Raw genomic sequence first — 24,163 nt, forward strand, 5'->3', positions numbered from 1 at the left:
ATCCCCGTGATTGTCAAAGTTTGAATGCACCCTGTCGGAAGATGATTACTTACCGACTCTAATCTTTTGAAAATTTGATTTGGTATTAAGGCTCATTCCAGAAAAAAGTTGTGACTATAAAAGGAATAAGTACAGTAACAAATATAATGAGGCCATTGCCAATTAAACCAATCTTTTTATAAATATCTTTTTCACCAAATAACGCTAAAATGAACCCGATTACTGAAACAATAACTCCGCCTAAAAGAAAAGTATCATAGCCAAATAAAACTGCAATGTAAAACGCTAATCCAATGAAAAATAAAACACTGGAAAAAATGCTAAATATTCTTTTCATTTTATTTCTTCCCTCCTCGCCTTATCTTTGTTTATATGTAGACCGAAACCTACCCATCCCCCATAATCTAAGTTAATTCTTCTCATTTACTTCTAACAATCTCTCAAGCTGATAGGCTATAAAAACCAAAGCTGAGGCGCCAACCCCTATCATTATCCCATCAGTTAGAGCGCCTATTAATCCTCCAATTAAAACAAATGTTGTGATTTTTAATTTCATCATAATATCCTCATCCTTTTTTGTTCAACGTTATTCAGCTAAGCATATCTTACTGTGCAAACAACTCTTTGTGTTTACAGCCATCGAATTGACCCAGGTCTGCCATCTTTTTGATCCACCTCTGCCATAATATGGGTCAAATTAAGACAGAACGGATCCACCAATTCCAGTCAAAGCAGCGCAATTTACTTGGAGAAACGTACATGCTAGCCTCGATAAAAACGGCGTGACTTTTCCTGACGGGCGTTTATCATAGAGGCATGTACGTAGAGGCTCCAAGTCAATTGACTTAATTCAAATGGTTCACTAATGTCACAGGTGGATCATTTTCTTGTCCGGCTCGGGTCAAAAAGATGGCAGTGGTGGATCTAACCCATGTCTTTCTACACTTTGAACCGGCCCCATAATTTAATTACCGTAATATGTAAAATAAACTGATCAAAATACAGAAAAAGCCGCGATCTTATTCGTCCATCGCAGACCGCTTGTTTAATAGTTTACTGGTTGGCAAAAGTCATAGCTATACAAATTGAATAAAATGTATTTGGCATTTAACTTATGTATGAAAATGGCAGTATGTTTTTTGTATATTAAAAAGACCGCAGAATCAAAGTCTTGTATAAAACTTTGCATATTTTATGGTCTTTATATTTACTATTTAAGCGCCCGTTAATTGAATACTTGAATTCAAGATAATTTAAAGGAACACTCATATAGATAATCAAAACATAGTGAAGTGATCTTGTATGATCCAATATGCAGATAATAAATTCATTTACTTGCCACATAAGAAAGCCACATTCCAATTATAGAATGCAGCTTTTTGCAATTTGTTATTGGATATAAATAAAAATTCTGTCATGAGTGTGCTAGAAGCCTGATCCACCGCCAAATGTATTTCTATTTGCTTCCGCGTACGCCCGACTTTTAGCCTCTGCTTGGTTTAGGGAATCTGGTTTTCTTCTGTCTAACCGATAATCTTTGTTGTTTTTGTTGCTTTTGAAGAATAATTTTTTGACAATCATTCCAATTAAGCCAGGTAAAAACAATACAAAGAAAATTCCAAATAGTGTTAAGACTGGGCTTAGTATAAGCAATCACTCCCGTTTGGATTGGTAAGAAGTTGAAAACACTTTCATATTAACATAAAACCGTAAGTATGTAACACTCTCTATGTTCCCAACTAGGGGGTGATTCTATGGTTGCTTAACTTTCCTTTCCTCCAAGGCGTCGCGAACTTCTTCAAAGTTCATATATCGAATGCTTGTGAGTTTTCCATCTTCATTCGTGTACGCTCTACCTTCAACGTTCATTGTTTCACTTTCGTCACTTTCCTTATTCGTATAGGATACTTTCACAGTGAAGTCGTAATCGCCCTCGTTACTTTCTCTTTCCTCAAGTGTGATTTCATCAACTTTCAACTCATAATTAGGATGCGCCATCTGTAAAAATTTCAATGCCCCATTAGTATTTACAAAACCCTCGAAAAACTTTTCGGTCGTGTAGGGTTTGAAAGTTTCTTGATACTCAGAAAGTCTCTTGGCGTACTTATCCAAATCTTCAATAGAACCTTGCAATATCTCTTCCTGTTCCTCATTAGGTCCAGTAAAGATCTTTTCTAAAACGGCCCGAACATTTTGCTCGCCTTCGCTTTTCTCTGCACTATTTCCCGTCTCTTCGGAGTTTGTACAACCTACAGTAAATAGTATAATTCCAGATAATACAAAAAACTTAAAATACTTCGTGATTTTTTCCATTGAATAACACCCTCCAATTCTCTGATTTACATTTTAGAGATTCTGCTAGCGTTAGACCCAGTTAGGAAAAGCAACTAATTAATAACCAGCAGCCCCAAATCGTATGAATTTTTTCGAGGGTGCTGACCCCTTCTCATTACTTTTAACAGTCATAAATGCAGGAATAACTAACGTCAAAAATATAATTGCTCCTACAACTACACCAAATATTAGTGAAAATGTGAGTACCGTCACTCCTTTGGATTGATGAGAATATGGAGCACCTTCACTTTAACATAAATATCCAATTTAGCTACCAGGTGTTATTCCATTAGATGGCCCTTCGTATTATGAGGTTAGCCAGTCATTTCTGGTTAACCTATTTTTTATAGGTTATTCTTTAGGTATCCGGGTAGGACGTAATGGCCCGTGGGACTTGATCCCGTTGTGAATACTGTCCACCCCTACTTGTAGAAACATGTTTGAGGCTGGTTGGGACATCGATCCCGTATAACAAGAGAAGCTATGAAACTATGAGATAGGTTAGGGGTTACCGGTGAATTTTATAAAGGGAGATGTCGTAACTTATGGATCCAGTCATTGGCCTGGATATCGCAAAAGGAGAAAGCCAACTCCAAGCCTTTTTACAGAAGAAAAATCCTTACAAGAAGAGCTTTAAATTTACTCATGATGTATTAGGTTTGCATGAATTTCACAGGTTCTATCAGGAGGTCGAACAGGCTTCGGGGCAACCTCCGGTTGTCATTTTTGAATCGACGGGACATTATCATGAACCCGTTCTTCAGTTTTTAGAAGAACAGAAAATCACTGACTATTTAATCAATCCAGTTATCTCTCACGAAGTTAAGAAGACAAATCTGAGGAAGGTGAAGACGGACGTCATCGATGCTTTTCATTTGGGGGAGTTATACTACAAGGAAGACGATCTCGAAGCCTTTCAGAAGAAAAGTATACGAACGATGAATTTGCGTAATTTATCTAGGCAACATGATTCCCTGACTGGGACGTATGTCCAAAATAAACTCCAATTTCAAACCATATTGGATCAGGTATTCCCAGAGTATAAAAGGGTCTTCGGAGCTCTATATTCACCCACATCATTAATAACTTTACGCCGTTACCCAACTTCTAAAGATGTGAGGGATGAAAAAGTAGAGGATATCGCCCAAGTAATTCGTCAAGGAGGAGCAAAACGCTCTCAATCCTGGTGTTTAGAGAAAGCTCATAAACTAAAAGAGGCAGCTAAGCGTGACCCTTTCAAATGTAATTTATACAGGAGTCATACCGTGAGTCTAAATATGTATATTCAAATGCTTCTCCAATACCAAGAGCACCTATCCAATCTGGAAGAAGAGATAGATGCCCTGGCTGAAGAATTTGAGGAATATAGATTGATCCAATCGATCCCAGGTATCGGTGGAAAGATTGCCGCCACAATCATCTCCGAAATTGGGGAAATCGATCAGTTTAATCACCCCAAGAAACTCGTTGCCTACGCGGGAATTGATCCCAGTGTTCACGAATCTGGCAAGTTCAAAGCAACGATCAATACCATTACAAAAAGAGGTTCATCCCGTCTTCGTCAAATACTCTATACAGCTGTCCAATGCGGCTTAACCAAAAACCGCAACCCCAAGCTGAAAGAGTTCTATGAAAAGAAACGTGAAGAAGGCAAACCACACAAAGTCGCTATCATTGCATGCGCAAACAAGCTCATTCATTGGATATACGCATTATTAAAACGTAAAGAGGTTTTTAAAGTATAGCAATTAACAAATAATATACATTTTACCCAAAAACTTCAAAATCATTTCTTTGAAGTTTCTTTGGCGTGGTCAATTTTATTGTAACATGAATTTTTTATCTTTTTTAGTCCTACCTGTTGACCTTCTATTAGCTGGTATTACGGAAGATCGTTATATTATGTTGGCGGTAGTGATCTTCAACACCTATCGATTTCTCCAATTTTAAACTCTGTAATTTCTTTAACCCTCTCTTCAGATGTATATCCTTGAAAATACTTTTCAATTTCCCAAGCTAACATCATCGTTGTATGGTCTATGTACAGGTGATTAAAGTCACTTCTATAATCGTCCTTACTTATATTGAGGTTTTTAACCTCTAAAATTCCTCTATAAGAATTAAACGCAAATTGAATTAGTTCAAGCTCATAAATATCTTGTAACATTATCGTTATATCCCTTAATGGTGAACCAATTGCTGCCCACTCCCAATCAATAAACCAAATATGCTCTTCAAAATAAAAAATGTTTTCCAAGTGTGGATCACCATGAGTTAAGGTTAAAGGGCTTCTAAACATGTAATTAGTTAGGCCTAATTGCTCGTAAGGATAATCTATTGTTTTTATCCACTTTGATTTTGCCCACTGATGTCTTAAACACAATTTCTTTATTTGATCTAAACCCCATTCGCGCCATTCCGATGTTATGAAATGAGTAGGCAACTCATTAGCAGCTTTTCTAGGGTTTAAACTATGTAAATAAGATAACTTCTGTAAGATACCTTCAATTAACGTTTTCTTGTGTCTTATAGGTAATTCCTTGAATGTCTCTTTTAGAGGCATTTTAAGATCAAGCATAAGAATGGCTTTCGGAGAAGAGTTCCATACTTTAACCAATTTACTGAATGGCTTAATATAACTTTTTAACTTCCCGTATACATCCACTTCATTATTGCGATCGCCAGCAAATTCCTTATAGATATACTTAGCTTTATTGTTTTCTTGATCTATTACATCGATTCTGTATATACTCCCTGCGTGGGCACCATTGATAACCTCAATATTTAGTAGCTTCCAGCCCATCTCACTTAGTCTTCGGTCTAAAGTTGTCAAAAAGGCTCCCCCCTTTATGAAAATACCAATTCTGCATTCTTAATACCAATTATTTCAAAATTAGGTATTTAACTCAATGACTGTTTTCACAAAAAAGAAGCTTATCTTTATTTAAGATAAGCGCCCCGATAATTGAAGAATGTTCTATGACTATCACGCTGCATAGATCTTGATCTTCCAGTTAAGCCTCTCGTTATTTGGAGGGGTTTTTTTCAGTAGCTAGCCAAATACTTAGTCCTATCATAGAAAAGCCAGAAATTCGGTTCATTAGTTTATCTTTATCAAATCCCGCCCCTTTTTTGTATAAAAAGCCTCCCGTAAATGCATATCCGCAAGAACAGATGAATTCAATTATTATATATAGTAGTCCTACAGTAAATAAGAGACCAACTGTATTAGTAGCATTAGGATCTATAAATTGGGGTAAGAAAACAGCAAAAAGAATGTAAGCTTTGGGATTCGTAGCAGCTACAATGAATTCTTGTTTAACTGATTCATAAACCGGGATTGATTGCGCTTTGGCAACGACTTCACCACGAGAAGGAGGGGCTGAGACCCCATCCTGACGTTCGCTTTTGGGAGAACGTCTAAGCATTTGAATTCCTAAATACATCAAATAAATGACGCCGATCCATTTTACTAACTGAAAAAAAAATCGAGGACGAAGCCATCAGAGTTCCAAGACCTAAAGCAACGGCCCCAATCATTAAAATAAATGCAAAAAATCGCCCAGAAACGGCTTTGGTTGCTACGGAGGGGCCTTTAACATAACCATTTCTTAACGAAAGAATCTGATTTGTCCCTGGGGTTGCAGCCATTACAATGGCGGCAGGCACAAACGCATACCAACTGATATCTGAACCTAACAAATCCGTTTGAAAATACATCCATAAAATTAAACTAGCCATTATGAAAAAACTAACGAGTGAGATTTTCCATACCTTTTTCATAAGATATACCCCTCCAATTTGTGCAATGGACATGATTCCTTATTACAGAAAAGCGCCCCTATTCTGGAACAAATCTAGATGGAAATCATATAATAACCCCCCCATTTCCGAGGTTAAACCAATCAATCTGGTAGTTTCCTTGAATATGAAGGATTTCATCTTTTTGTCCAGTTGGTTTACTGACTTCTCCATGTAAAGCTTTATGATTTCGAAAATATGCATAGATACCATCTATTTTTGAACCACTATAATATAGTTTATCTTGCACATATGTGACCGCATACGTATTCGTAAAGCCCATTTGTTTTACTTGTTCCATAAACTGAATATCTTTGATGAAGTTAAACATTGATTCAGGATACTGACCATTTTTCGGGAGCTTTAGTTCAATAGCGTATTTTTCGTTCTTATCCGAAGAGTAAATGACGATATCTATTTCACTTTTTACACACTTGGCTTCGTTATTAAAAAAACCAATATTACGTTCAAATTCAACTTTCATTGGCTTCGGAATTACGTTTCGCAAAAATAATCCTAGTTCGTGTTGTAAAGAAAATTCATTATAAATTTCAACTGCATTATTTTCGACTTTATTAAAAAACATTTGTATGTATTTTTCAAAATCCATCTGCTTCACTCCTCAAGGGGTACATCCTTATTCAAGAATGGCGCCCGATAATGAATTAGGTAAAGAATCAGTCTCTAATTACCACTCAATCTTTTTTCTTATGGTTTTAGCAGTATCGTATCTATTCCAAGTTGTCTGGGTATCTAAATTGCAGCCCAATAAATTCTTCAAACCTAATTTACTAAATGCATTATCCTCTTATCACACATCCAATAAGATGCTTATTAAAAAAGTCATATAGTTGTTTATCACTACTGTTGTTGCCTAGTATTTTAAATGTTTCATATCTTATTACATCTCGGGGTACAACATGATCATGAATTAGTCCCTTTGTCCTTTTTTCTTTTCCTGTGGCGTATTGTTCGTAAGCTTTTTCAGACCACCATTTACACCCCCTATACTTCCCATCAAATTCCGTCCACGTCCACATAAAATGATCAAGCAATATATGTACATTGGCTAAAGGTAACTCGGATAAGGTGTAGAGTTGATAAACTTTTGAAAACGATTTGACCATGTCTGTTTTGGTTATATACTTTCTATTCTTCTCTGATATCCTTCCCACAGCTATGGCCTCCTTCAAATTCTTATTCTGTTAAATGGCCCTTCGTAAATAAAGAGCACAATTCTTACTCCAGAAATGCGCCCCAATTGTGGAACACGAGAACAGGATAGTAGTCTTATGACTGTAAATTACTAACTACCCTAATTCTTGTGTCATTTTATGAATTAGTATTATACATTCCTTATATTCCTTGTACGCCAGACTAAATTTATATAGAGTATCTTTCTCATAAATTTTTATTCTCGCTAATCTTTCCGTGACTGATTTTATCTGTTCATTAATGACTTCATTATCAATTAAGTCATTTGCATCCCTTAATATTACGATCCTTTGAACAATGTTAGTCGCCAGTTTATTATTCCTTAACTTTATCAACTTTCGTAATTGTTTATCAGTGGGTTGGAAGAAGTCTTTTTGATTTTCAAGTTTTGGTATTCCCAATTTGCCTGCTGCGCTTATAGACTTCTTTGCTTCCAGAAGTAACCCTAATGCTACCTCTTTGTGATTTTCTGGGGGGATGTTTTCTGTCTTTGTAGCCACACCCTGTTGACCTTCAAATATATTTTTTTTAGCTTCTACACTTGAAAAGTAATCCCTAAATTCACTTATGTTAATTGTGATCCCATATGTTTCAGGTGGTTTGAATACTTCTGTTGAACCCAGGCTTTTTTCTACGTTTTGTGATTCCTGAGTATTCTTCTCATTATTTGTATAATTGAATGTAACAAACAAGGTTAGCGTTAATAAAGCTATTATTGACAAGTATATTTTTTGCATATAACCTCCTAAAAACTAAAGGCTAGCCGTAATCCAAAGTGTATTAAGTTTATGTCGCAGCAGTTGACCACCACAATAATACTGCCTGATAGTTCCACAAGCGCGCCCTTTGTTATTGAACAAACAGATACTTCTATTAGCTGGTATTACTGAGTATTATATGTAATTAGAGCTACCAGCTAGTTGAATAGAAAACAACAAAACACTAACCTTTTGTTTCGTACAGAGTGTTTTCATCTTCATCATAAACATTCAATTCAAAGTCTTCTATGTTTAAGTTTTTTGCTTTCTTATCATAAAATAAAATAAATCCTCGACTGTCTTCCACTAATTTTGAAACGGATGTTCCATCGTTAAACATAACTTCCACTTTATATGCTTGTTCAATCAAAGTTTCATCCTCTAGGATTAGATAAATATAAGGACTCCCTGTGCTTCGAAAGCCTAACTGTACTTCTTTTTGACTACCATCCCATCTAGTGGATCTCTTTACGACTTCCCCATTGTCACTCCTTTTTGAAAGAGAGTAAGTCCCTCCATCAACTAAAATAATTGATTCATTCTGGGTATTTTCAGTGGCCAAAGGCTCAATATTTCTTTCTTCTACAAACTTGTTAATTTCGCCTTTAGATAAAGAAGCATAATTAATTCTCTTTGTATCATTTGAATTATTTGTAACTATTACTGCTATAAACAGTAAAAGAGAAAAGATGAGTACATAAAAAAGTTTCAATCTAAACCTCCTAAAATATAAAACCCATTCTGTAACAGTCTCGAATGCTAATTACAATTGTTTCAAATTTACACCATTTGTACAATGCATTACTCAAGAATCTAGCCCTATACAGAAGGACGCGTTATTCGATAAACGTTAGCAATAGGTAAGCGTTTGATGTTATCTCCGGCTTTTCCCCTGCTCCACACCGAACGTGCTAGTTTCCCAGCATTCGGCGCTCCATCTAACGATATGTACTAGATTATAAGTTCCTTGTTACTCTTCGAGACGGGATGATTCAATTTGATCCAGCTCACATACCTTTCGGTATTGGTTGATCTTCTCGAGCTTAAATTGATTAACCCCTAACTTGTAGAGGAAAAACTTAATCCTTTTAGCATCCTTCATATGAATTAATTGATGAACATCTTCATGGAGGATTCGAAGGTTACGGAACTGGTCGCTTCCTCCAAGATGTTTCGGTATGTAATGGTGACAATGGACATTATAGGAGTACAAGTATTGTCCTGTAATTTCACATTTCCCCATCTTCATACTGTATCGACTAATCCTGTTATCCAAGTATTCAACACTTCGATTTGGTAGGGTAGCCTTCATTAAGAAACTAACTTCCTTTTGAATATCGGGTCGCAGTTTCTTATACAAGTTTTCCCTACCCTTCTTTGTATAAAGCGAAAGCTTTGGACTGAAGTTCATAGTATTGACCGTTTTAACACCGCCAATGGGAAAAAGATACATATCTCTTATTCTAAACGTTTTCGTCCCTAAGCTAAAAAGCTTTTTATAAATCGGGGGTGGATTAAATGGATGCTCCTGTTTTCCAACTGGTCGAAGACGGTTATACAGGAATGGTTTAAGATCGAATGCAAGACGTGAGAACTCCAGGTTTACATGTGTCGCTCGGTTGAAGTAGTGATGGATTCCTAAAACAAAACTATTATAACGGTGTACATTTTCGGCGGTTGGAGAAGCCTTCATTCTTCGAATGAGTTTTTTGGCTTCCTGTTTCATTTTTTCTCTTTTTGAAGAAATGATGCCTGTATGTGCCACCCGTTTCTTACCCTTTTTATTCGCACGAATAGTGAAACCTAAGAACTCAGATTCTCGTTTTCTCAAGTTTACAATTTGAGATTTCTCAGGAGAGATGTCCAGCTTTAAGCGCTCTTTTAAGTAAAGTCGTACCGCATGGTACCACCGTTGAGCAATCTTTCCATCTCGACATAGGATTTTGAAATCATCGGCGTACCTAACCAAGTATCCCTCTTTCAAATTTGTTCGTTTTCTAGCCTGCCTTTTAGAATCATCAGAACTGTATGATTTGGTAAGAGGAAATACCTCCCATTGGCCTGCAACCCATTGGTCCAGGTCATTTAAAACCACGTTTGATAGTAGAGGGGATAAAATTCCACCTTGCGGGGATCCTTTCTCTGGTACGCCTTCTCCATCAATTTCTGACTTTATCATTTTCGAGATACAAGTAAGAACCTTGCGGTCATGAATACCCATATTCCAAAGCTGTTTATTTAACAATGAGTGATTTACATTATCAAAGAAGCTCTTAATATCTATATCAACCACAAAATGAAATTGCGCTTGATTAATCAAGTATTGTATCCTAGCCATAGCATGATGAGCAGACCGGAGAGGTCTGAACCCGTAGCTATGCTTGAAAAACTGAGATTCTACAATAGGTTCGAGAACTTGTTTGAAACATTGTTGGATGATTCTATCCAAGATACATGGAATCCCAAGAGGTCTCCATTTACCATTTTCTTTTTCAGTCCATTCTCTGCGAACTTTCTTCGGGTGATAATTTCTTAGTTTGGTCCGTACTTCTGTAACGAGTTCATTTTCTGATAGTTCTTTCATGTCGTCGATGGTTTTCCCATCGGTACCTGGTGTTTTAGAACCTTTATTGGTTTTTATCATGCGAAAAGCGAGGAGGATGTTTTCTCTTGATATGATGGTGTCATAGAGATGAGAAAATACTTGTACTCGGCTCGCTTTTTCGTATAGTTCTGTAAATGTCTCCGTCATATTGTAATAATCCCAGTTTCGTAACGTTGGCACTGTGGCATCCCTCCTTATGGAGTAATGTTCCCACGTTCCTACCCGATCGGTGCCATTCACATTAGGAAAATAATCGTTTCATTCATTAGACTTGGGGTTGTTCCTCCACTCCCGTTACAGGAGGTTCATCAGTCATACCCCTACCCTCACAAGGATAAATGCTTTTCAGCATAACTTTATAGCAAACGTTTCGGGTGACAGCCCTTGATTCAACGTTCCTTGCTTTCCAAGTCCCTTACAACGTAGCTATCCTTACTAACATAGGTGCTTCCTTTAAGCCTGTGAGCTAGATACCGCCATGGTTCGGTATAGCGTCTTTCAGAGGGCGCAATTTTACTCCACACCACTCACCCCATCGTGAGATGGGACATAAGTTTCCTTATGTTCGAATCTTTAGACCCTTACATTCGGAAGTTCGTCAGTTCCTATTTCAAAGAACTATTCTCACCTTATCCAGTTTTTCAGCCGTGCGGCATATCCGTTAGCATACCTTTTCATAAGAATGGCTTCAGCCTTCGTTCTGCCGAATCCACCTGTGCTTCATACCCTAAGACCTGTCAGCCTTAACGCATGCAGGAGTATTGACGGGATGGTTTCAGGAAACATGGTTCCGTCATTCCCATCCTCCGTTGCAAAGTTGAAATTTTAAATGCTTAAAACTTCCTGTATTTTCACGCTGAAAAGCGTTTATAACAGAACTTGTCGCGCGCGCCCGATTGCTTAAGATGCTTGACTAACGCTTTAGTGAAAGAAGGAGAAAATATTAAAAGGCTTTTGTAATCATAGGTTTACTATCAGTTTGAAAAAGTGAATTTATTACTTTTATATAACTTACATCTGAAATCTCCATCAAACCCCATTTTAAATAGGAATTAGCATTATCGACTCCCATGACCAAAGAAGAAAACACTGCTATATTCATTCTTAATTCTACATCGGCTGGGCCATCTTCTTTTATGTCTACAATTCTTCCTCCTTTAATGTCCAAAATAAAGGGCAAAGAATTAATGGGAAACAAATCATCTTCAATTGCAAGTTTAACTGAAATTGTAATACTAGGGTTAAAAATGTGATTGCTTTCCTTAAGTTCTTCAAAAAAGCCAGAACAATTAATAATCCTATACATTATCCCGGTTCCCACATTTGCGATGTGTTTATAGTCAGGGGAGGAAGTAAAATCAACCATTGTTGTTTCTCCACTTTCTGGAGAGTCTAAAAAATGTAAAATTTCGTCAAAATTAGAGTTAATTATTACTCGCTTAATTTGATCTGATTGACTATTGAGGAAAGTTGAAAACTCTCTTATCACATCTGGAGACTCAAAGAACAGTTCGTGAATATGCAAATCTTTTTCCTTGATACTATACACAAAATAACCCTTAACTTCTCCCTCGATTACATAACCAATTACCCTACCAAACCAAAAAGGTCTATTCAATTCTCTTTCAAAAGGAAATCTCTTCGTCATACCGTGCGTTCGGGAATAAACCCTATTATAACAATCAAGAATTTGTCCTCTTTCATCAACAGTTAACTCCACCAAGTGGCTCTTTTCTTTATAGTTAGGAAACTCATTTGGATCTAAGTAGAATTGATAGTTCTTTGTACCGATACCAAATCCCATTTTTTTATAGAAACTAACTTTAAATGGGTTTAACATAACAAGATTAACTTTTGCGTCTGAATTTAAATTTAAAAAATACTGCAATAATTGATAAGCATTTTTTTCTTTCTTATGTAACATATCAACAGCCAACATTCCGACTCCTCCAACGCGTATGGGAGTTGAGGAATAATTCATTTCAAAATCAAAAGTCCTCATACCTGCTAATAAATTCTTGTCTTTAAATACGCCATATAAATTTTCTTTTGTGGTTTCTTCAATGTGGTTTTCGAGCCATTTATCAGCATTTAAGCCTTCGAATGCTGAATTTGCTATTTTATTAAACTTTTCATAATCGCTTCCAGTTATCTTTCTAATATGTTTTTCCATCGAAACCTCCAAAATAATTTCTTATTCAATTCTTGCGCCCGATAATTGAACAGTCATTTATACCTATTCTTGTCGCATTCTATAGCTTTCTTGTGGGCATCCTCGATGGAAAGATGATAGAAATCTGGTTCTTCGGATTGCTTTGTTTTAGTTACAGAATAAATAGAATCCGATTTTTGCTCCATCTCGTAATTTAGATATCGAATACTTTCCCATACTTCATTTTCATAAGGTCTATCTCCCGGAAATGGCACTGGGTGATATCCTCTATAAGGTTTAAAGTGAATTTTGTTATTCTCACAATTACTCTTGGTCGTTTCGTATCTTTTTACTGTATAAGCCTTTCCTCCATTAAATTGTATAATGTCACCAACACCAATTACATCAAATTTCCCCTTTTTTAGTAAGTTACTTTTTAACTTACGAAACACGTCACTGCTCCTTTCTGTTCATCCTGTTCAACTCTTCTTCCCTACTTCACCAAGAATCACAATGGACTGCTGACAGCCCATCTTGTTCAATTCTTGCGCCCGTTAATTGAATAACACATCAATTTTAATCAATCGGAAAAATGTACACTAAATAATTTAAATAATTCTCTAATCCTATATTTTTAGCAATTATATTAGAAGGCTTATTTGTCTCCTCACAATCCCAATATGGAATCATACCCTTACTCACACAATCTTTCACAACACAGTGGGCTGCTTTCTGACCTAATTTATTCCCCTGATGATCCTCTATTGTTTCTATATCTATACCGTGGACATTTTCAGCTACAAAACCTGTAAAACATAAACTCACAATCTTATTTTGGCAGGCAATACAGTAACCAATACCCTTACTAAAAAAATCCTCAGAAGAAGACCAGAATTCTGATATTTTTGAGCGTAAAAATCCTGTGTTTTCAAGTGAATTGTACTTATTCTCAAAAAGTTCTTTGTTGATTTTTAATACGTTATAATCCCCTTTAATTGAAGGTTCATTATTCTCTTTATAATGACCTTTTTCCAACTTATAAACAATTTGATTAGATTTCTGCACGTGACGATGTTCAAAGATCCTCTCTATCGTCTTATCCCATCCTGAATGATTGCCAATGGCTATAAAATTATTTAATCTCAACTTCTTTGATTCAGGGAAAATTACCTTATCAATGAATTCATTTATATGGTTATTAAATACCTCATTTTCCTCATCTCCAATAAAGAAAAAACCATCATTATTGCCCAACCAGATAAGTCCTGTTTTAGGAGAATGGATATGATCTACAAAAATTCGCCCCGGGTTATTACCTTCTATTACCGCTTTAACTTCTAAATGTCCCGCATCATTTATTAACTTTTCGCATTTATAGAATTTAGTTTTATCAAGTTCACGAATCATTTTTAACCCTCCTACCGAAATAACATTGTAACTTAAATCCATCCAGACTTTTCCAACATTTATGCTTGGCTATCACAACTAATGATAACCACTGTGGAGCTATCGCCCCTATACTGGTTCATCTATTGACTCATAAAAATTCTAGACTTAGTCCTACATAAATTAAAACTGAAACAACCGCAAAGCCAGAAAAGAATAATCCTTTCTGAAACTTTGTCCAATTTTTCATCCACCCCCAACGTTTTCGATCTACATCCAACCAAAAGAAATCGAATAATACTGCTAATATCACAATCAATAAAGCTGCGAAGGTACCCAAAGAACAGCCCTCCATTTTTATTCTTATTTTAACTATACCATTATTAAACCAAATAATTCCAAGTGAATTGAGTAGTCTTTTTATTGAGTTATCTCGAAATCAAGTCTTCAAGATAATGGCCCTTAAATGTAAAAAGGACGCGTTATTCGAGAACCGCGCCCCTTATCATGAAGACTCGACTTCAAAATAATATTAAAACGATCTTCCATTTTTGCCCCCTTTAACGGAAGACTCGAAATCAAGGTATGTAATTTAATATTTCTTTTTTGTTCTATTTTGAAATAAGTCTATAGCTCATACATTTGATTTAGATATCAGAGTTATGAACCCTGTAAGTTAAGCCTTACTAAGCTTTACATTACACCCGAATCAATCACCAATTTGGGTGGAGACGTTGTAAGTTTCACATTTACGTCCAGCGGTACACCATAATTTGGCTGGCAATGACCAAAGGGAAAATTCTCAACAACAGGAAAAGGAGAACTAGCGAAGAAGTTTTTAAGCACTTTTCTTAATTTCAATTCTTCGTCCGAATCCACCTGGAAGTTACCTAAGACTACACCTTGAACCTCATCGAACACCCCTGCCTGTTTGAGATGAGTAAGCTTCAAATCCACAAGAAACGCTGGTTCTGCAACTTCCTCTATTAGTAGGATTGCTCCATTTGAATCTACTTGATAAGGTGTGCCCAGTCCATTAGTTAGTAGTGTTAAATTCCCTCCCACTAATTTCCCTTCTCCTGTACCATGAGCTAGCGTGTTGAGAGACGATTTATGAGAATCATAGGTCATAAATTCTCTTGTGAACAGAGATGAAAACGAGCATTCCGTCTCCATCGTTCTTTGTTCGTCATTCAGATCGGATGCCACCATCGGACCGTGGAAGGTAACCATTTCACTTGATTTCTGAATGGCATTAAGCAGATATGTAATGTCGCTGTACCCCCAAAATATTTTAGGATTACTTTGTATCTTTTCGTAATCAATCATATCAGCAATTTTTGCTGTCCCAAATCCTCCATTTGCGCAAAAAATTCCACGGATAGTAGGATCACAAAAAGCCTCATATAAGTCAGTAAGTCGCTTTCGATCGACAGCTGCAAGATCTTCCTCAATATCGAACACGTGTCGTCCAATGACCACATCTAGCCCCATTTCTTCTAATACACGTTTTCCCTGAATCAGGTGCTCTCTGTCTGGTGGCCCGGCCGGTGCAATAACTGCTACCCGATCACCCTCTTTTAAAGCAAGTGGTTTAATCATAAGCTTTCCTCACTTTCCTTAGTTCTGAAATTTGAATGTTGTTGTCGGACTATTTCAGCGTGAAATAATTTATTAAATAATAGTTCCCTTTATTGAAAACGTAATTTCAAGATAATAAAATAAGTATTTCTTACGATAAACTCACACTATTTCCATGGAAGAGAATCGTATTCGCCTTCCCACAAAGGAAATTTAAGACGATTAGAGAATTCACCTTCGTATCCAATTAAGTATAAAAGAAGCATTTCAGTATAATACAATCCCAACTGATTTATTAAGAACTTATCATGTATAAAGTAACTATCTATACTTGAATTACGTTTTGGATGAGCTATATGATTTCTGTAATTTACTAGTAAATGGGAGCCGGAATCAAAATGAGTACTGAATTTCTTATGTTCACCACTGAGAACAGTTTTTATTGAAATTTCATCTAATATAGTTTCTAGATTTATTTGAAAATTGTTTTTATCGAACTTTGATTTACTAATGATTTGCGGTGTCTGTTGGGTTAGTAAAACAAAAGATAGTTTTTCTAAAGCAATTTGGGAATTGATTGTTTTATTCTCTATAAATGTTGCGTTTAATGATTCAACATACCAGTGTATAGTTTCTTTTATAGTCCTCCTTAAAAACTTGTCCTTAAACCTAGAAGCAAAATTTTGAAACAGACTTTCAATAACTTTGCCTTTTTGCTTAGGAAACCAGTTAGGAATTTCTCCATAGGGGCTCATTAAAGGTACTGAAAATTCCTTGTGTACCTCCCCCTCTTTGTTCTTGCAAATTTTTATTGGCATACCTATATGCCTACCTGCACACAGTGTAAAAATCCATACAAGTATCTCTTCTATATCAGTAACGTCTGATTTCTTAAACTTACTCCCATCTTTTTTGTCAATTTTTATAATGTGGGTAATACCGTGTCCATTACTATCCTTTAAGTTCGAAAAGATCCTCTTATCTTTATAATCATGACGATGTTGCAATTCTATGTTCCAGTTTTCATGTTCTATAGTAACTCCACCTCGATAGTGAAAGTTATCTTTTGTGATGTTGTCACCGAGATTTTTACGAAATTATTTACATGAATGTAGTAGCTGTCCATATAAAAATCTTTATCATCCTGTAATTTGTATAACACTATACCTTTAGCAACATGATTATTTTGAACAGAATCTAAACTTGCTTTAGTTGGTATCATCCCAGGAACTTCTAAAATGATTTCTTTCTTATCCATGAGTGATAGAATATCTACTTTTTCAGTTTTTCCAAAAAATCTTATAGCTGGTTTTGAATAAAAGTTAAACTCAACAGTCCCGTTTAGTTGGATTAACTGACTATCACTTATTAAACTGTAATTACCTTCATAAATTGTAAATTTCTCATCAACATTAAAAAATCTAGAACCAATAGCTCTAGTTGAATTCAAATTATCACTTCCTTAATAAGGAAACATAAAATAACATTCCATTTAATTAGAATCATAACACAAAATGTTATATTATCTCGAAACTGAGTCTTACACAATCCTGTCCTTAACTGGAATGAAATTCACATTTATCTCGAATTCAAGTCTTCCAGATAATGGCCCGATTCAAAAAGGACGCCTCGTTCAAAAAGCGCGCCCCGTTTGCTTAATATCAATTATTTCAAGTCCAAAGAATTAACTCAATCCTTTATTTCATAAAACATAAAAAGCACGCCCTCTAAAGAGCGTACTAACTAAAAGTATTTGCTATATAAATCCTGCCTCAACTTACCACTAAGTTGGGCATATATTTTCGTAGTCTCACTCTTCTCATGACCAAGTAAACTCTGAATGACTTCAAGTGGTGCTCCATTGTTGATCATATGAGTCGCATAACTATGTCTTAATTGGTGCGGATGTATGCTCTTCTTAATACCAGCTCGACTAGATATACGCTTAATGATGTATCTTATAAGGTCGATACTCATCCTTCTTTTAGGCTTTCTCTCCGTTATAAATAAGCAGGATCATGGTCATCACGTTCGTCTACGTAACGCTTCAACCAAAGGGAGCAACGAGTATTGAAGTACACTTCCCGTTCCCTATCCCCTTTTCCATGTACAATAACAGAGTTTGTGGTGAAGTTAATATCATTACGATTAAGCTTTACAACTTCTCCAATGCGACAACCGGTTGAATAAATGAATTCAAATAATGCGTTTTCCATAGAGTTTTGGCAAGCTTCTCTAAGGTGTTCAATTTCGAGTTCGGAAAGAAACTTTGGAATTCTCTTCCCTAGCTTTGGTTCTTTCAACTTAGCTGCAGGATTTTTATGAATGAATCCCTCATCATATGTCCATTTGAATATAGATCGAATACACCGAACGCGGTGCCCTAAACTGGAGGGCTTTAAATGGTTTCCTAACTCAATAAGATAACCTTTTAACTGGTCTGTAGTTATGTCATTCATAAGTACGTCACCAAAATAGCCTAGTAACAGGTTGTACTGAAAACCATACGTTTTCAAGGTTAGAGGTGAATAGCCCTCAATCTTTTTATCAAGTTGGTATTTCTCCCAAGCTTCTGATAATAACATTTCGCTTCACTCTCCTAAGGTTATGAACCAAGTAATCTTGATTCTATTATAATCAGGAGGAGTAAATTTCATACTAGAGTTATTCAACAATCTAATAGTTTCACTTAATTTGTAAAGCTAAGAGTCGTTGGTACACTTGAAACGGGCGCTTTCTCTAATCTGAACTGCGCCTCGATTGTTTAACTTTCAAAAGTTTAAAACGGCAGCTTATTGGCTACCAAGTATCTCCGCCAGAAGGGGGTGGCCATTCTCCTATTATTCGTCGGGTTAATGCTACCTGACCAGTATGATAACTATTGTGGTTTACAAGCATGACTAAAAAGTCACCACGAGTACCTTCGGATTTCCCGAATCCCCGTTCCTCCAGGTCCTTTTTTGCTTCGTTTTCAGCTTCCTTTAACCCTTCACTGAACTTAAAAACAGCGTCATTCCACTCGGTTTCATTTGATGGAGATGTTCCACCGGGCCAAGATTCTTCTGCATGATCTGGGAAATTGGGTACCGTTCCTTTAAGGTAATCAAGAATAAAGTCCTGCCAAAAAATCATATGATTGAGAATTTGCCAAACCGAATGCGGACATTCCTCTGGTTTTTTACCAACCACTTCCCACTGTAAACCCTCAAAGACCGATAGGGGATCAACATGGGCGTCTTCTCCATGTAGTCCATTTTGAAAGAAATAAGATGACAAAAATAACCCTCCCTATCATTATTGAATAAAGTTTTTACTCGGGTACCGCGCCTCGTTTGTTATACTGCTAAGGTGCTACAAGTTCCACTTTTATTCTGTCAGGGTCTTCAAAATAAACAGCAAGCGCAAATCCTTTATTCCGGAAATGCTCTCCTTATACGGAAGACTCGATTTCAAGATAATCTTAAATACATAGCCATTTGCTGTTTTGCTTTCCTAATTTGGAATATCAACAAACTCCTATTAGCTGGTATTCCGGAATAGTGTATTTACAACACCTCTGTTACAATTCCTTCTTCAACTCCAAATTGGATAAGGCCTTCGTAAGGGTCACCAGGAATGTCTAACAGTGTACAAAATGCTGGTTCGGTCTTGTATCCTTGCATTTTAAGATTTATCACTTTCTCTTTAAGAATGGGGTCTTTTTTTAATAGTTTGTATTCTATTAACATATGGAGATATGCATTTTGTTTCTGTACAGGTTGAGATTGACCAAACAACTCAAACTCAAAATTACTGAAGAAAAAATTTGCTTTAACGACCTGGTTACCTCTTATAGTTGCTCTTTTCAGCGTGAAATTGCCTTTATTATTGTATAGAGTTTGTAGCCGTTCTTCAAAATGATCTAAATCTTGTACTTCCATAACAATGTCTAGGTCTGATCCTACTACATCTATACCGATGGGCAGAGTTCCGCATAGAACTGGATTGTATGTACTTAAGTCATTACAAATATCCAGTTCCTTGATTGCTGCATAAGCTTTTTGCTGCTTTTTACTTCCCATTTTCATCCCCTCAAATAAATTAATCAATGCAGCACCTTCCTCACTTGAAGATATAACCTTTAGGCCGTTTCTTGTTCCAGAAAAGCTTCCTTTTCATGAAGACTTGATTTCAAGATAATATTAATAACGGTCTTCCCGTTTTGCCCCGATGTTACATGCTCTTTAAACCTTTAAATACATCTCCCATCAAGAAATCATTTTCTATAGTAGCTTCTTCAATCTCAACGATGTCTCTAGTTAAGTAATAATCAACTCTAGAAAAAGGATCATTTTCTACATATTGTTTGGCAAGCTGGTATGTAGGTACATCTATAATCATTAAGGCTGTACCATCCTTACATGGACCACAAAAAGGTAAAACACCTTTTCCCTTTAATTTTCTTAAATAAGAAGCATGTTCGCGCATTAAATCTTCGTTCATTAATTCCTTTTGCTTGTTGGATAAACGTACAATGAACTTTTTCACTTTAGCTCCCCTCCAAAATTAAATCTTTTTATTTAATTCATCAATAGCTACCTTTATATTGTTTAATTTACCCTCTAATGTTTCGTCAAGCTCATAGTCACATTCTCGAAGTATCTGTAATGCTTGGTTTAAGATCCCCCTCCCTTTGTCACTTAATTGTATATTCAATGACCTCCTTTCATTTCCATGCAGCCTTTCAATAAAACCTCTCGTTCCATTCTTCTAAGTAAGTTGCTAACCGTAGTACGTTCAAGTTGCAGATGCTCAGCAATACTAGTTAGGGTGCTTGGGCCATAATCTTTAATAACCTCCATGACATACACATAGGAGGTATTAAGCTCCAATGGTTCTAAATGTTCTTCATAAAACTTTTGTATTTTTTTCCTAGCTAAACTTATTTGAAATGCTAAACAATTTATTGTTACTGAATTTTTCTCCATGTTAGCATGCTAACAATCAATTAAAATTTTACTTCCTCTACTAATCAAAACATTACTTCTTCATCATTTTACTCGACAATCTAGCCCTTTTCACAAAGAAAGAGCGCAAGTCTTATTCCAGATTTGCGCCCCGTTTCATGAAGATTTGATTTCAAGATAATATTCATAACGGTTGCTCCAGTTTGCGGAATGGTTTCTTAATCATCCCCTGTTTCAGCTAGAAACTCTTCAAGTATAAGCGTGTACATTTCAGGATTCTGTTCATGTACCAAGTGGGAACAGAAAGGAATTACGCTTACGTGTACATTTTCATGCATGCCTTGGTATTTTGATGCTGACGCAACTTCTGGTTTATTGCCTTCTCCTACCATTACCAATATTGGTGCATTAATATTTGCTAAATCACTCGTGTATTCAAAAGGGTACCAATCTTGGTTTTGGGCCATGTAAATAAATTGTTTCCAGTCAGACTGATGCATATTATCAAGCTGATTTACTACATCAATATTCTGTAACAACTCTTTTTGAAATTGTATGTCTTGTGCATGCATCTCTTCCCAATCCTCTGGTTTATCAGCCGTAATACCAGATAGAGTTAAACTTATTAACTTATCCGGGTTTTTCTTTGCAAATACTAAGCCGACTAATCCACCTAACGAGCATCCAATTAAATGTATATTATCAAACTCTAAATGATCCAGAGTTTCTTTTAAATCATTCGCTGCATCCTCAAAGTAATTACTAAAATCTTCATGATATGATTTTCCGTGTCCTCTTAAATCAGGGGTGATAACCTTTTTACCTTTCTGGAGAGCCTCTCTTTGTGCTACAAAATCCGTTAATCCTGTTTGTAATCCAGTATGTAAAAAGACAGCTGGTTCCCCTTTTCCTCGGATTTCAGTATGTAATATCAAAACTTTTCCCCCTTATGTTTTTATCCACAACGTGATACTTATTAGAGAAAAGAGCCCTATTCAAGCGCATTGGCTTATGCTACATTTTACTTTGTCATTTTGGATGCTCTATTCACAGCAAAAAACATTAGCAGCATCGAAAAAACACCAAATAGTACCCAGTAACTATTATTGACAACTGCTAATGTTATTCCAATGGCTGCTAACAACATGGATGTTAGTTGAAACACCAACCATTTGGTGTCTTTTATTACCAGCCAGTTCATTACTATACCCCCTAAAAATTTCTACACACCATATTGTTAAAGATAAGTGCCCGTTACTTCAATAACTAAATAGTTTTAATGAACTATATCCCATAACAATACCTCCACCAATGCCTATCAATATAGCAAAGGGAGTCCATTGTGAAAGAGTAATGCCAGATAAAAATAATAGTAACCCGAATAATCCTAATAGACCCATTTTTTTATTCATTATATTGCCCCCAGTTTCTTCACAATCTTTATCTTAACATAAAATCCCATTTGACTTACGAAGCGTTGTTAAACAAAATCAAGGACGCAGATCCTTATTCCGGAAATGCGCCCATTTATGGAAGGCTCGATGTCAAGATAAATTATCTAAAAATGAGAACCAAGCTTCTATTAGCTGGTATTATTAAATATCTATATTACTGCCTTATTTAAGACAGGCTTAAGTTAGTCGACCTTCGCTTGATTCCATGCTTTTTTAAAAGCATTAACACTTTCAAATCTCAATTCTCTTTTTTTACTAACCGCGTGCAAAGCTACGTCATAAAGTTGTTTCCCAGCTTCCCATTTTGAGAAGGAGTGATCCATTTCTCCACCTAGAATACCAAATGCAATAGCTCCCATAGTGAAAACGTTAGTTCTTGCATCTATTGGAGATCCCAAGTTAAATTCTTCCGGCGATTTTGACCGACTTGATCCCCAAAATTTCTCCCCCATATCATTTATAGTGGGGGCTTTTCTATAAAAATCTATATCGCATATTTTTGTTATACCATTAGAAAAGTCATATAAAATACTTCCGTCATAAAAGTCTACAGCTACATACCCTTTTGATTCCACAAAACTATGAAACGATAAAATGACATCTAGTGACTCTAATCGTTTTTCAATGGGCAAATTTTTATACCTATAGTATGGTGATTCAGGGTGAGTGTATTTTGCGGGAGGTGGAAAAGACCAATGTGAATGTAAGCACTCTCCTTCGAACCATTTGAATACAGCTGCATAACCATGACCTGTTTGAAAGTAATCAACTAAAGTTATTAGGTTAGAATGTCTTAAATGATTGTATAGTGGTATTGCCTTTTGTAATCTGGCTACAGCATCTTGTGGGGCACCCGAAAAATCAATTGGTCTTGAACCAGCATACTTAACAAATCTCTTTTGGCCATTATTTTCAATCCCAAAACAAATATTACCTGAATCTTGTTCATCAAATACGCAGAACACATGCCCAAGAGAACGTAACCATTCAAAATCATGTGATTCCTGAAGTTGAAAAGTAACATCATCTAAAGAAACAGTAACTGGAGAACTTTCTGATTTACTAGATATAAATTTCATTTATACCCCTTTCCATAAAAGGGATAATACGTGGTTTATAGGGCCAGCTATACGTATATCCCCTCAGTTTGGTTAGCCCTATGTCGGATTAGATTTATATACATATTACAACGCCTCCTTTCAATAATTGTGAATAGTCGCTTTTTGAATAAACGCAGCAATATATAATCGCCAAGATAACGTTCAATTTCCTAGAGTGCTTATCCAGTAAGAATTTGGCCTTTTGTCAATTTCCTTTAATAACTGTTCTAAGGGTTGAGGCTGTAAATTATATTTATGTATATTATCCACCCTCACCCAAATGAACTCTAGATGATTCTCGTTACTATAAATTTTCTCTTCACTATTTTTCAATTCGACCTTAAACAGGTGATTAATCTCAATATTCTTTCGACCTCTTGACTCCCATTCATGTTCAATATCACCTATAAAACCTTTTAACGTAACAGTAATTCCTAATTCTTCTTTTATTTCCCGAATAAGAGCCTCTTCAGCTCCTTCCCACACCTCAACGTGTCCTCCAGGTAAAAAAGTATGACCATACCCTTTGGCTCTTGCTAATAGTATGTGACCACCCTTAAGGATAACCCCCCTACTTAATCGATGAAATTTCGCTATAATAATGCCTCCAATCTTATTCCAGCTATTCTACCTGAACATTAACCTTAAATTTATATTTCGATCAATAACTTGGAAACTCCTTCCTTTCTTAAACATATTGGCCCGATAAAAAAGCGCAATCCTTTATTAAAGAAAAGCGCCCCTTATCATGAAGACTCGGTTTCAAGATAATAATCTTACTCAATACAATTACCAAACTTTTATTAGCCAGTATTCGTTAACAGGCGTAGA

General features: G+C 36.0%; 28 protein-coding genes and 1 pseudogene. 1 reads left to right on the top strand and 28 read right to left on the bottom strand.

Features of this window, described 5'->3' with window-relative positions; genetic code table 11:
* Positions 1-85: 85 nt before the first annotated feature.
* From MUO15_RS04665 to MUO15_RS04680, 4 genes are all read right to left on the bottom strand, one after another.
* Positions 86-337 carry a hypothetical protein gene (locus tag MUO15_RS04665; RefSeq protein ID WP_245033876.1) on the bottom strand — a complete coding sequence of 84 codons (252 nt, stop codon included), beginning with the start codon at positions 335-337 and terminating at the stop codon, positions 86-88.
* Between the two features lie 72 nt (positions 338-409).
* On the bottom strand, positions 410-559 hold the full coding sequence (locus tag MUO15_RS04670) for a hypothetical protein (protein ID WP_245033878.1): 150 nt from the start codon (positions 557-559) through the stop codon (positions 410-412).
* An 866-nt stretch (positions 560-1,425) separates the two neighbouring features.
* Positions 1,426-1,653 (bottom strand): hypothetical protein, encoded by a 228-nt coding sequence (locus tag MUO15_RS04675; protein WP_245033880.1) that lies wholly within the window; start codon positions 1,651-1,653, stop codon positions 1,426-1,428.
* 99 nt (positions 1,654-1,752) lie between these two features.
* Entirely contained in the window at positions 1,753-2,313 is a 561-nt protein-coding gene (locus tag MUO15_RS04680) for a hypothetical protein (protein WP_245033882.1), read from the bottom strand.
* 566 nt (positions 2,314-2,879) lie between these two features.
* Here MUO15_RS04680 and MUO15_RS04685 point away from each other — a divergent pair.
* Positions 2,880-4,079, top strand: a complete 1,200-nt coding sequence (locus tag MUO15_RS04685) for an IS110 family RNA-guided transposase (RefSeq protein ID WP_245033884.1) — start codon at positions 2,880-2,882, stop codon at positions 4,077-4,079.
* A gap of 176 nt (positions 4,080-4,255) precedes the next feature.
* Here the strand turns inward: MUO15_RS04685 and MUO15_RS04690 are convergent, their stop codons facing one another.
* From MUO15_RS04690 to MUO15_RS04810, 24 genes and pseudogenes are all read right to left on the bottom strand, one after another.
* On the bottom strand, positions 4,256-5,167 hold the full coding sequence (locus MUO15_RS04690) for a phosphotransferase family protein (protein WP_245033886.1): 912 nt from the start codon (positions 5,165-5,167) through the stop codon (positions 4,256-4,258).
* Positions 5,168-5,360: 193 nt separating this feature from the next.
* Positions 5,361-5,780 (bottom strand): LysE family translocator, encoded by a 420-nt coding sequence (locus MUO15_RS04695; RefSeq protein WP_245035849.1) that lies wholly within the window; start codon positions 5,778-5,780, stop codon positions 5,361-5,363.
* A complete protein-coding gene (locus tag MUO15_RS04700) occupies positions 5,755-6,117 on the bottom strand; it encodes a hypothetical protein (RefSeq protein WP_245033888.1) in 363 nt (120 codons plus the stop codon). The genes MUO15_RS04695 and MUO15_RS04700 overlap by 26 nt, the downstream gene beginning before the upstream one ends.
* 85 nt (positions 6,118-6,202) lie before the next feature.
* Positions 6,203-6,745 carry a hypothetical protein gene (locus tag MUO15_RS04705; protein ID WP_245033890.1) on the bottom strand — a complete coding sequence of 181 codons (543 nt, stop codon included), beginning with the start codon at positions 6,743-6,745 and terminating at the stop codon, positions 6,203-6,205.
* A 190-nt stretch (positions 6,746-6,935) separates the two neighbouring features.
* Positions 6,936-7,310, bottom strand: a complete 375-nt coding sequence (locus MUO15_RS04710) for a hypothetical protein (protein ID WP_245033892.1) — start codon at positions 7,308-7,310, stop codon at positions 6,936-6,938.
* 135 nt (positions 7,311-7,445) lie between these two features.
* Positions 7,446-8,087 (bottom strand): hypothetical protein, encoded by a 642-nt coding sequence (locus tag MUO15_RS04715; RefSeq protein WP_245033894.1) that lies wholly within the window; start codon positions 8,085-8,087, stop codon positions 7,446-7,448.
* A 205-nt stretch (positions 8,088-8,292) separates the two neighbouring features.
* Positions 8,293-8,820 carry a hypothetical protein gene (locus MUO15_RS04720; protein WP_245033896.1) on the bottom strand — a complete coding sequence of 176 codons (528 nt, stop codon included), beginning with the start codon at positions 8,818-8,820 and terminating at the stop codon, positions 8,293-8,295.
* A gap of 258 nt (positions 8,821-9,078) precedes the next feature.
* Entirely contained in the window at positions 9,079-10,893 is a 1,815-nt protein-coding gene (gene ltrA / locus MUO15_RS04725; RefSeq protein ID WP_245033899.1) for a group II intron reverse transcriptase/maturase, read from the bottom strand.
* 763 nt (positions 10,894-11,656) lie between these two features.
* On the bottom strand, positions 11,657-12,886 hold the full coding sequence (locus MUO15_RS04730; protein WP_245033901.1) for a GNAT family N-acetyltransferase: 1,230 nt from the start codon (positions 12,884-12,886) through the stop codon (positions 11,657-11,659).
* A gap of 53 nt (positions 12,887-12,939) precedes the next feature.
* Positions 12,940-13,317, bottom strand: a complete 378-nt coding sequence (locus MUO15_RS04735; protein WP_245033904.1) for a hypothetical protein — start codon at positions 13,315-13,317, stop codon at positions 12,940-12,942.
* A 124-nt stretch (positions 13,318-13,441) separates the two neighbouring features.
* Positions 13,442-14,272, bottom strand: coding sequence for a GNAT family N-acetyltransferase (locus tag MUO15_RS04740; RefSeq protein ID WP_245033906.1), 831 nt, complete (start codon positions 14,270-14,272; stop codon positions 13,442-13,444).
* Positions 14,273-14,944: 672 nt separating this feature from the next.
* On the bottom strand, positions 14,945-15,853 hold the full coding sequence (locus MUO15_RS04750) for a S66 peptidase family protein (RefSeq protein WP_245033910.1): 909 nt from the start codon (positions 15,851-15,853) through the stop codon (positions 14,945-14,947).
* 146 nt (positions 15,854-15,999) lie between these two features.
* Complete coding sequence (locus MUO15_RS04755) at positions 16,000-16,839, bottom strand: YopA family protein (protein ID WP_245033913.1); 840 nt, start codon at positions 16,837-16,839, stop codon at positions 16,000-16,002.
* 23 nt (positions 16,840-16,862) lie between these two features.
* Positions 16,863-17,282: a hypothetical protein gene (locus tag MUO15_RS04760; protein ID WP_245033915.1), complete on the bottom strand. Its 420-nt coding sequence runs from the start codon at positions 17,280-17,282 to the stop codon at positions 16,863-16,865.
* A gap of 293 nt (positions 17,283-17,575) precedes the next feature.
* Positions 17,576-18,417, bottom strand: a pseudogene (locus tag MUO15_RS04765) (tyrosine-type recombinase/integrase).
* A gap of 214 nt (positions 18,418-18,631) precedes the next feature.
* Positions 18,632-19,108, bottom strand: a complete 477-nt coding sequence (locus MUO15_RS04770; RefSeq protein WP_245033917.1) for a DinB family protein — start codon at positions 19,106-19,108, stop codon at positions 18,632-18,634.
* Positions 19,109-19,377: 269 nt separating this feature from the next.
* Positions 19,378-19,920 carry a DUF4269 domain-containing protein gene (locus tag MUO15_RS04775; protein ID WP_396266320.1) on the bottom strand — a complete coding sequence of 181 codons (543 nt, stop codon included), beginning with the start codon at positions 19,918-19,920 and terminating at the stop codon, positions 19,378-19,380.
* 124 nt (positions 19,921-20,044) lie between these two features.
* The gene (locus MUO15_RS04780) at positions 20,045-20,359 is read right to left on the bottom strand and encodes a YciI family protein (protein ID WP_245033919.1); all 315 of its coding nucleotides are present in this window, start codon (positions 20,357-20,359) and stop codon (positions 20,045-20,047) included.
* Positions 20,360-20,523: 164 nt separating this feature from the next.
* Positions 20,524-20,799, bottom strand: coding sequence for a MarR family winged helix-turn-helix transcriptional regulator (locus tag MUO15_RS04785; RefSeq protein ID WP_245033921.1), 276 nt, complete (start codon positions 20,797-20,799; stop codon positions 20,524-20,526).
* A 197-nt stretch (positions 20,800-20,996) separates the two neighbouring features.
* Entirely contained in the window at positions 20,997-21,713 is a 717-nt protein-coding gene (locus MUO15_RS04790) for an alpha/beta fold hydrolase (RefSeq protein ID WP_245033923.1), read from the bottom strand.
* Between the two features lie 86 nt (positions 21,714-21,799).
* Positions 21,800-21,979, bottom strand: coding sequence for a hypothetical protein (locus MUO15_RS04795; protein ID WP_245033925.1), 180 nt, complete (start codon positions 21,977-21,979; stop codon positions 21,800-21,802).
* Between the two features lie 58 nt (positions 21,980-22,037).
* The gene (locus MUO15_RS04800) at positions 22,038-22,190 is read right to left on the bottom strand and encodes a hypothetical protein (protein WP_245033927.1); all 153 of its coding nucleotides are present in this window, start codon (positions 22,188-22,190) and stop codon (positions 22,038-22,040) included.
* A gap of 224 nt (positions 22,191-22,414) precedes the next feature.
* On the bottom strand, positions 22,415-23,311 hold the full coding sequence (locus MUO15_RS04805; protein ID WP_245033929.1) for a serine/threonine protein kinase: 897 nt from the start codon (positions 23,309-23,311) through the stop codon (positions 22,415-22,417).
* Positions 23,312-23,494: 183 nt separating this feature from the next.
* Positions 23,495-23,944: an NUDIX domain-containing protein gene (locus tag MUO15_RS04810; RefSeq protein WP_318036220.1), complete on the bottom strand. Its 450-nt coding sequence runs from the start codon at positions 23,942-23,944 to the stop codon at positions 23,495-23,497.
* Between the last annotated feature and the right edge of the window lie 219 nt (positions 23,945-24,163).

Source organism: Halobacillus amylolyticus (assembly GCF_022921115.1).
GTDB lineage: Bacteria > Bacillota > Bacilli > Bacillales > Halobacillaceae > Halobacillus_A > Halobacillus_A amylolyticus.

Excerpts from the sequence above, each read along its gene's own strand:
- MUO15_RS04805 (WP_245033929.1), bottom strand. The coding sequence starts at position 23,311 with ATGAAATTTATATCTAGTAAATCAGAAAGTTCTCCAGTTACTGTTTCT.
- MUO15_RS04750 (WP_245033910.1), bottom strand. The coding sequence starts at position 15,853 with ATGATTAAACCACTTGCTTTAAAAGAGGGTGATCGGGTAGCAGTTATT.
- MUO15_RS04715 (WP_245033894.1), bottom strand. The coding sequence starts at position 8,087 with ATGCAAAAAATATACTTGTCAATAATAGCTTTATTAACGCTAACCTTG.
- MUO15_RS04740 (WP_245033906.1), bottom strand. The coding sequence starts at position 14,272 with ATGATTCGTGAACTTGATAAAACTAAATTCTATAAATGCGAAAAGTTA.
- MUO15_RS04795 (WP_245033925.1), bottom strand. The coding sequence starts at position 21,979 with ATGAACTGGCTGGTAATAAAAGACACCAAATGGTTGGTGTTTCAACTA.
- MUO15_RS04785 (WP_245033921.1), bottom strand. The coding sequence starts at position 20,799 with ATGGAGAAAAATTCAGTAACAATAAATTGTTTAGCATTTCAAATAAGT.
- MUO15_RS04665 (WP_245033876.1), bottom strand. The coding sequence starts at position 337 with ATGAAAAGAATATTTAGCATTTTTTCCAGTGTTTTATTTTTCATTGGA.
- MUO15_RS04705 (WP_245033890.1), bottom strand. The coding sequence starts at position 6,745 with ATGGATTTTGAAAAATACATACAAATGTTTTTTAATAAAGTCGAAAAT.
- MUO15_RS04700 (WP_245033888.1), bottom strand. The coding sequence starts at position 6,117 with ATGAAAAAGGTATGGAAAATCTCACTCGTTAGTTTTTTCATAATGGCT.
- MUO15_RS04695 (WP_245035849.1), bottom strand. The coding sequence starts at position 5,780 with ATGTATTTAGGAATTCAAATGCTTAGACGTTCTCCCAAAAGCGAACGT.
- MUO15_RS04800 (WP_245033927.1), bottom strand. The coding sequence starts at position 22,190 with ATGAATAAAAAAATGGGTCTATTAGGATTATTCGGGTTACTATTATTT.
- MUO15_RS04730 (WP_245033901.1), bottom strand. The coding sequence starts at position 12,886 with ATGGAAAAACATATTAGAAAGATAACTGGAAGCGATTATGAAAAGTTT.
- MUO15_RS04670 (WP_245033878.1), bottom strand. The coding sequence starts at position 559 with ATGATGAAATTAAAAATCACAACATTTGTTTTAATTGGAGGATTAATA.
- MUO15_RS04685 (WP_245033884.1), top strand. The coding sequence starts at position 2,880 with ATGGATCCAGTCATTGGCCTGGATATCGCAAAAGGAGAAAGCCAACTC.
- MUO15_RS04680 (WP_245033882.1), bottom strand. The coding sequence starts at position 2,313 with ATGGAAAAAATCACGAAGTATTTTAAGTTTTTTGTATTATCTGGAATT.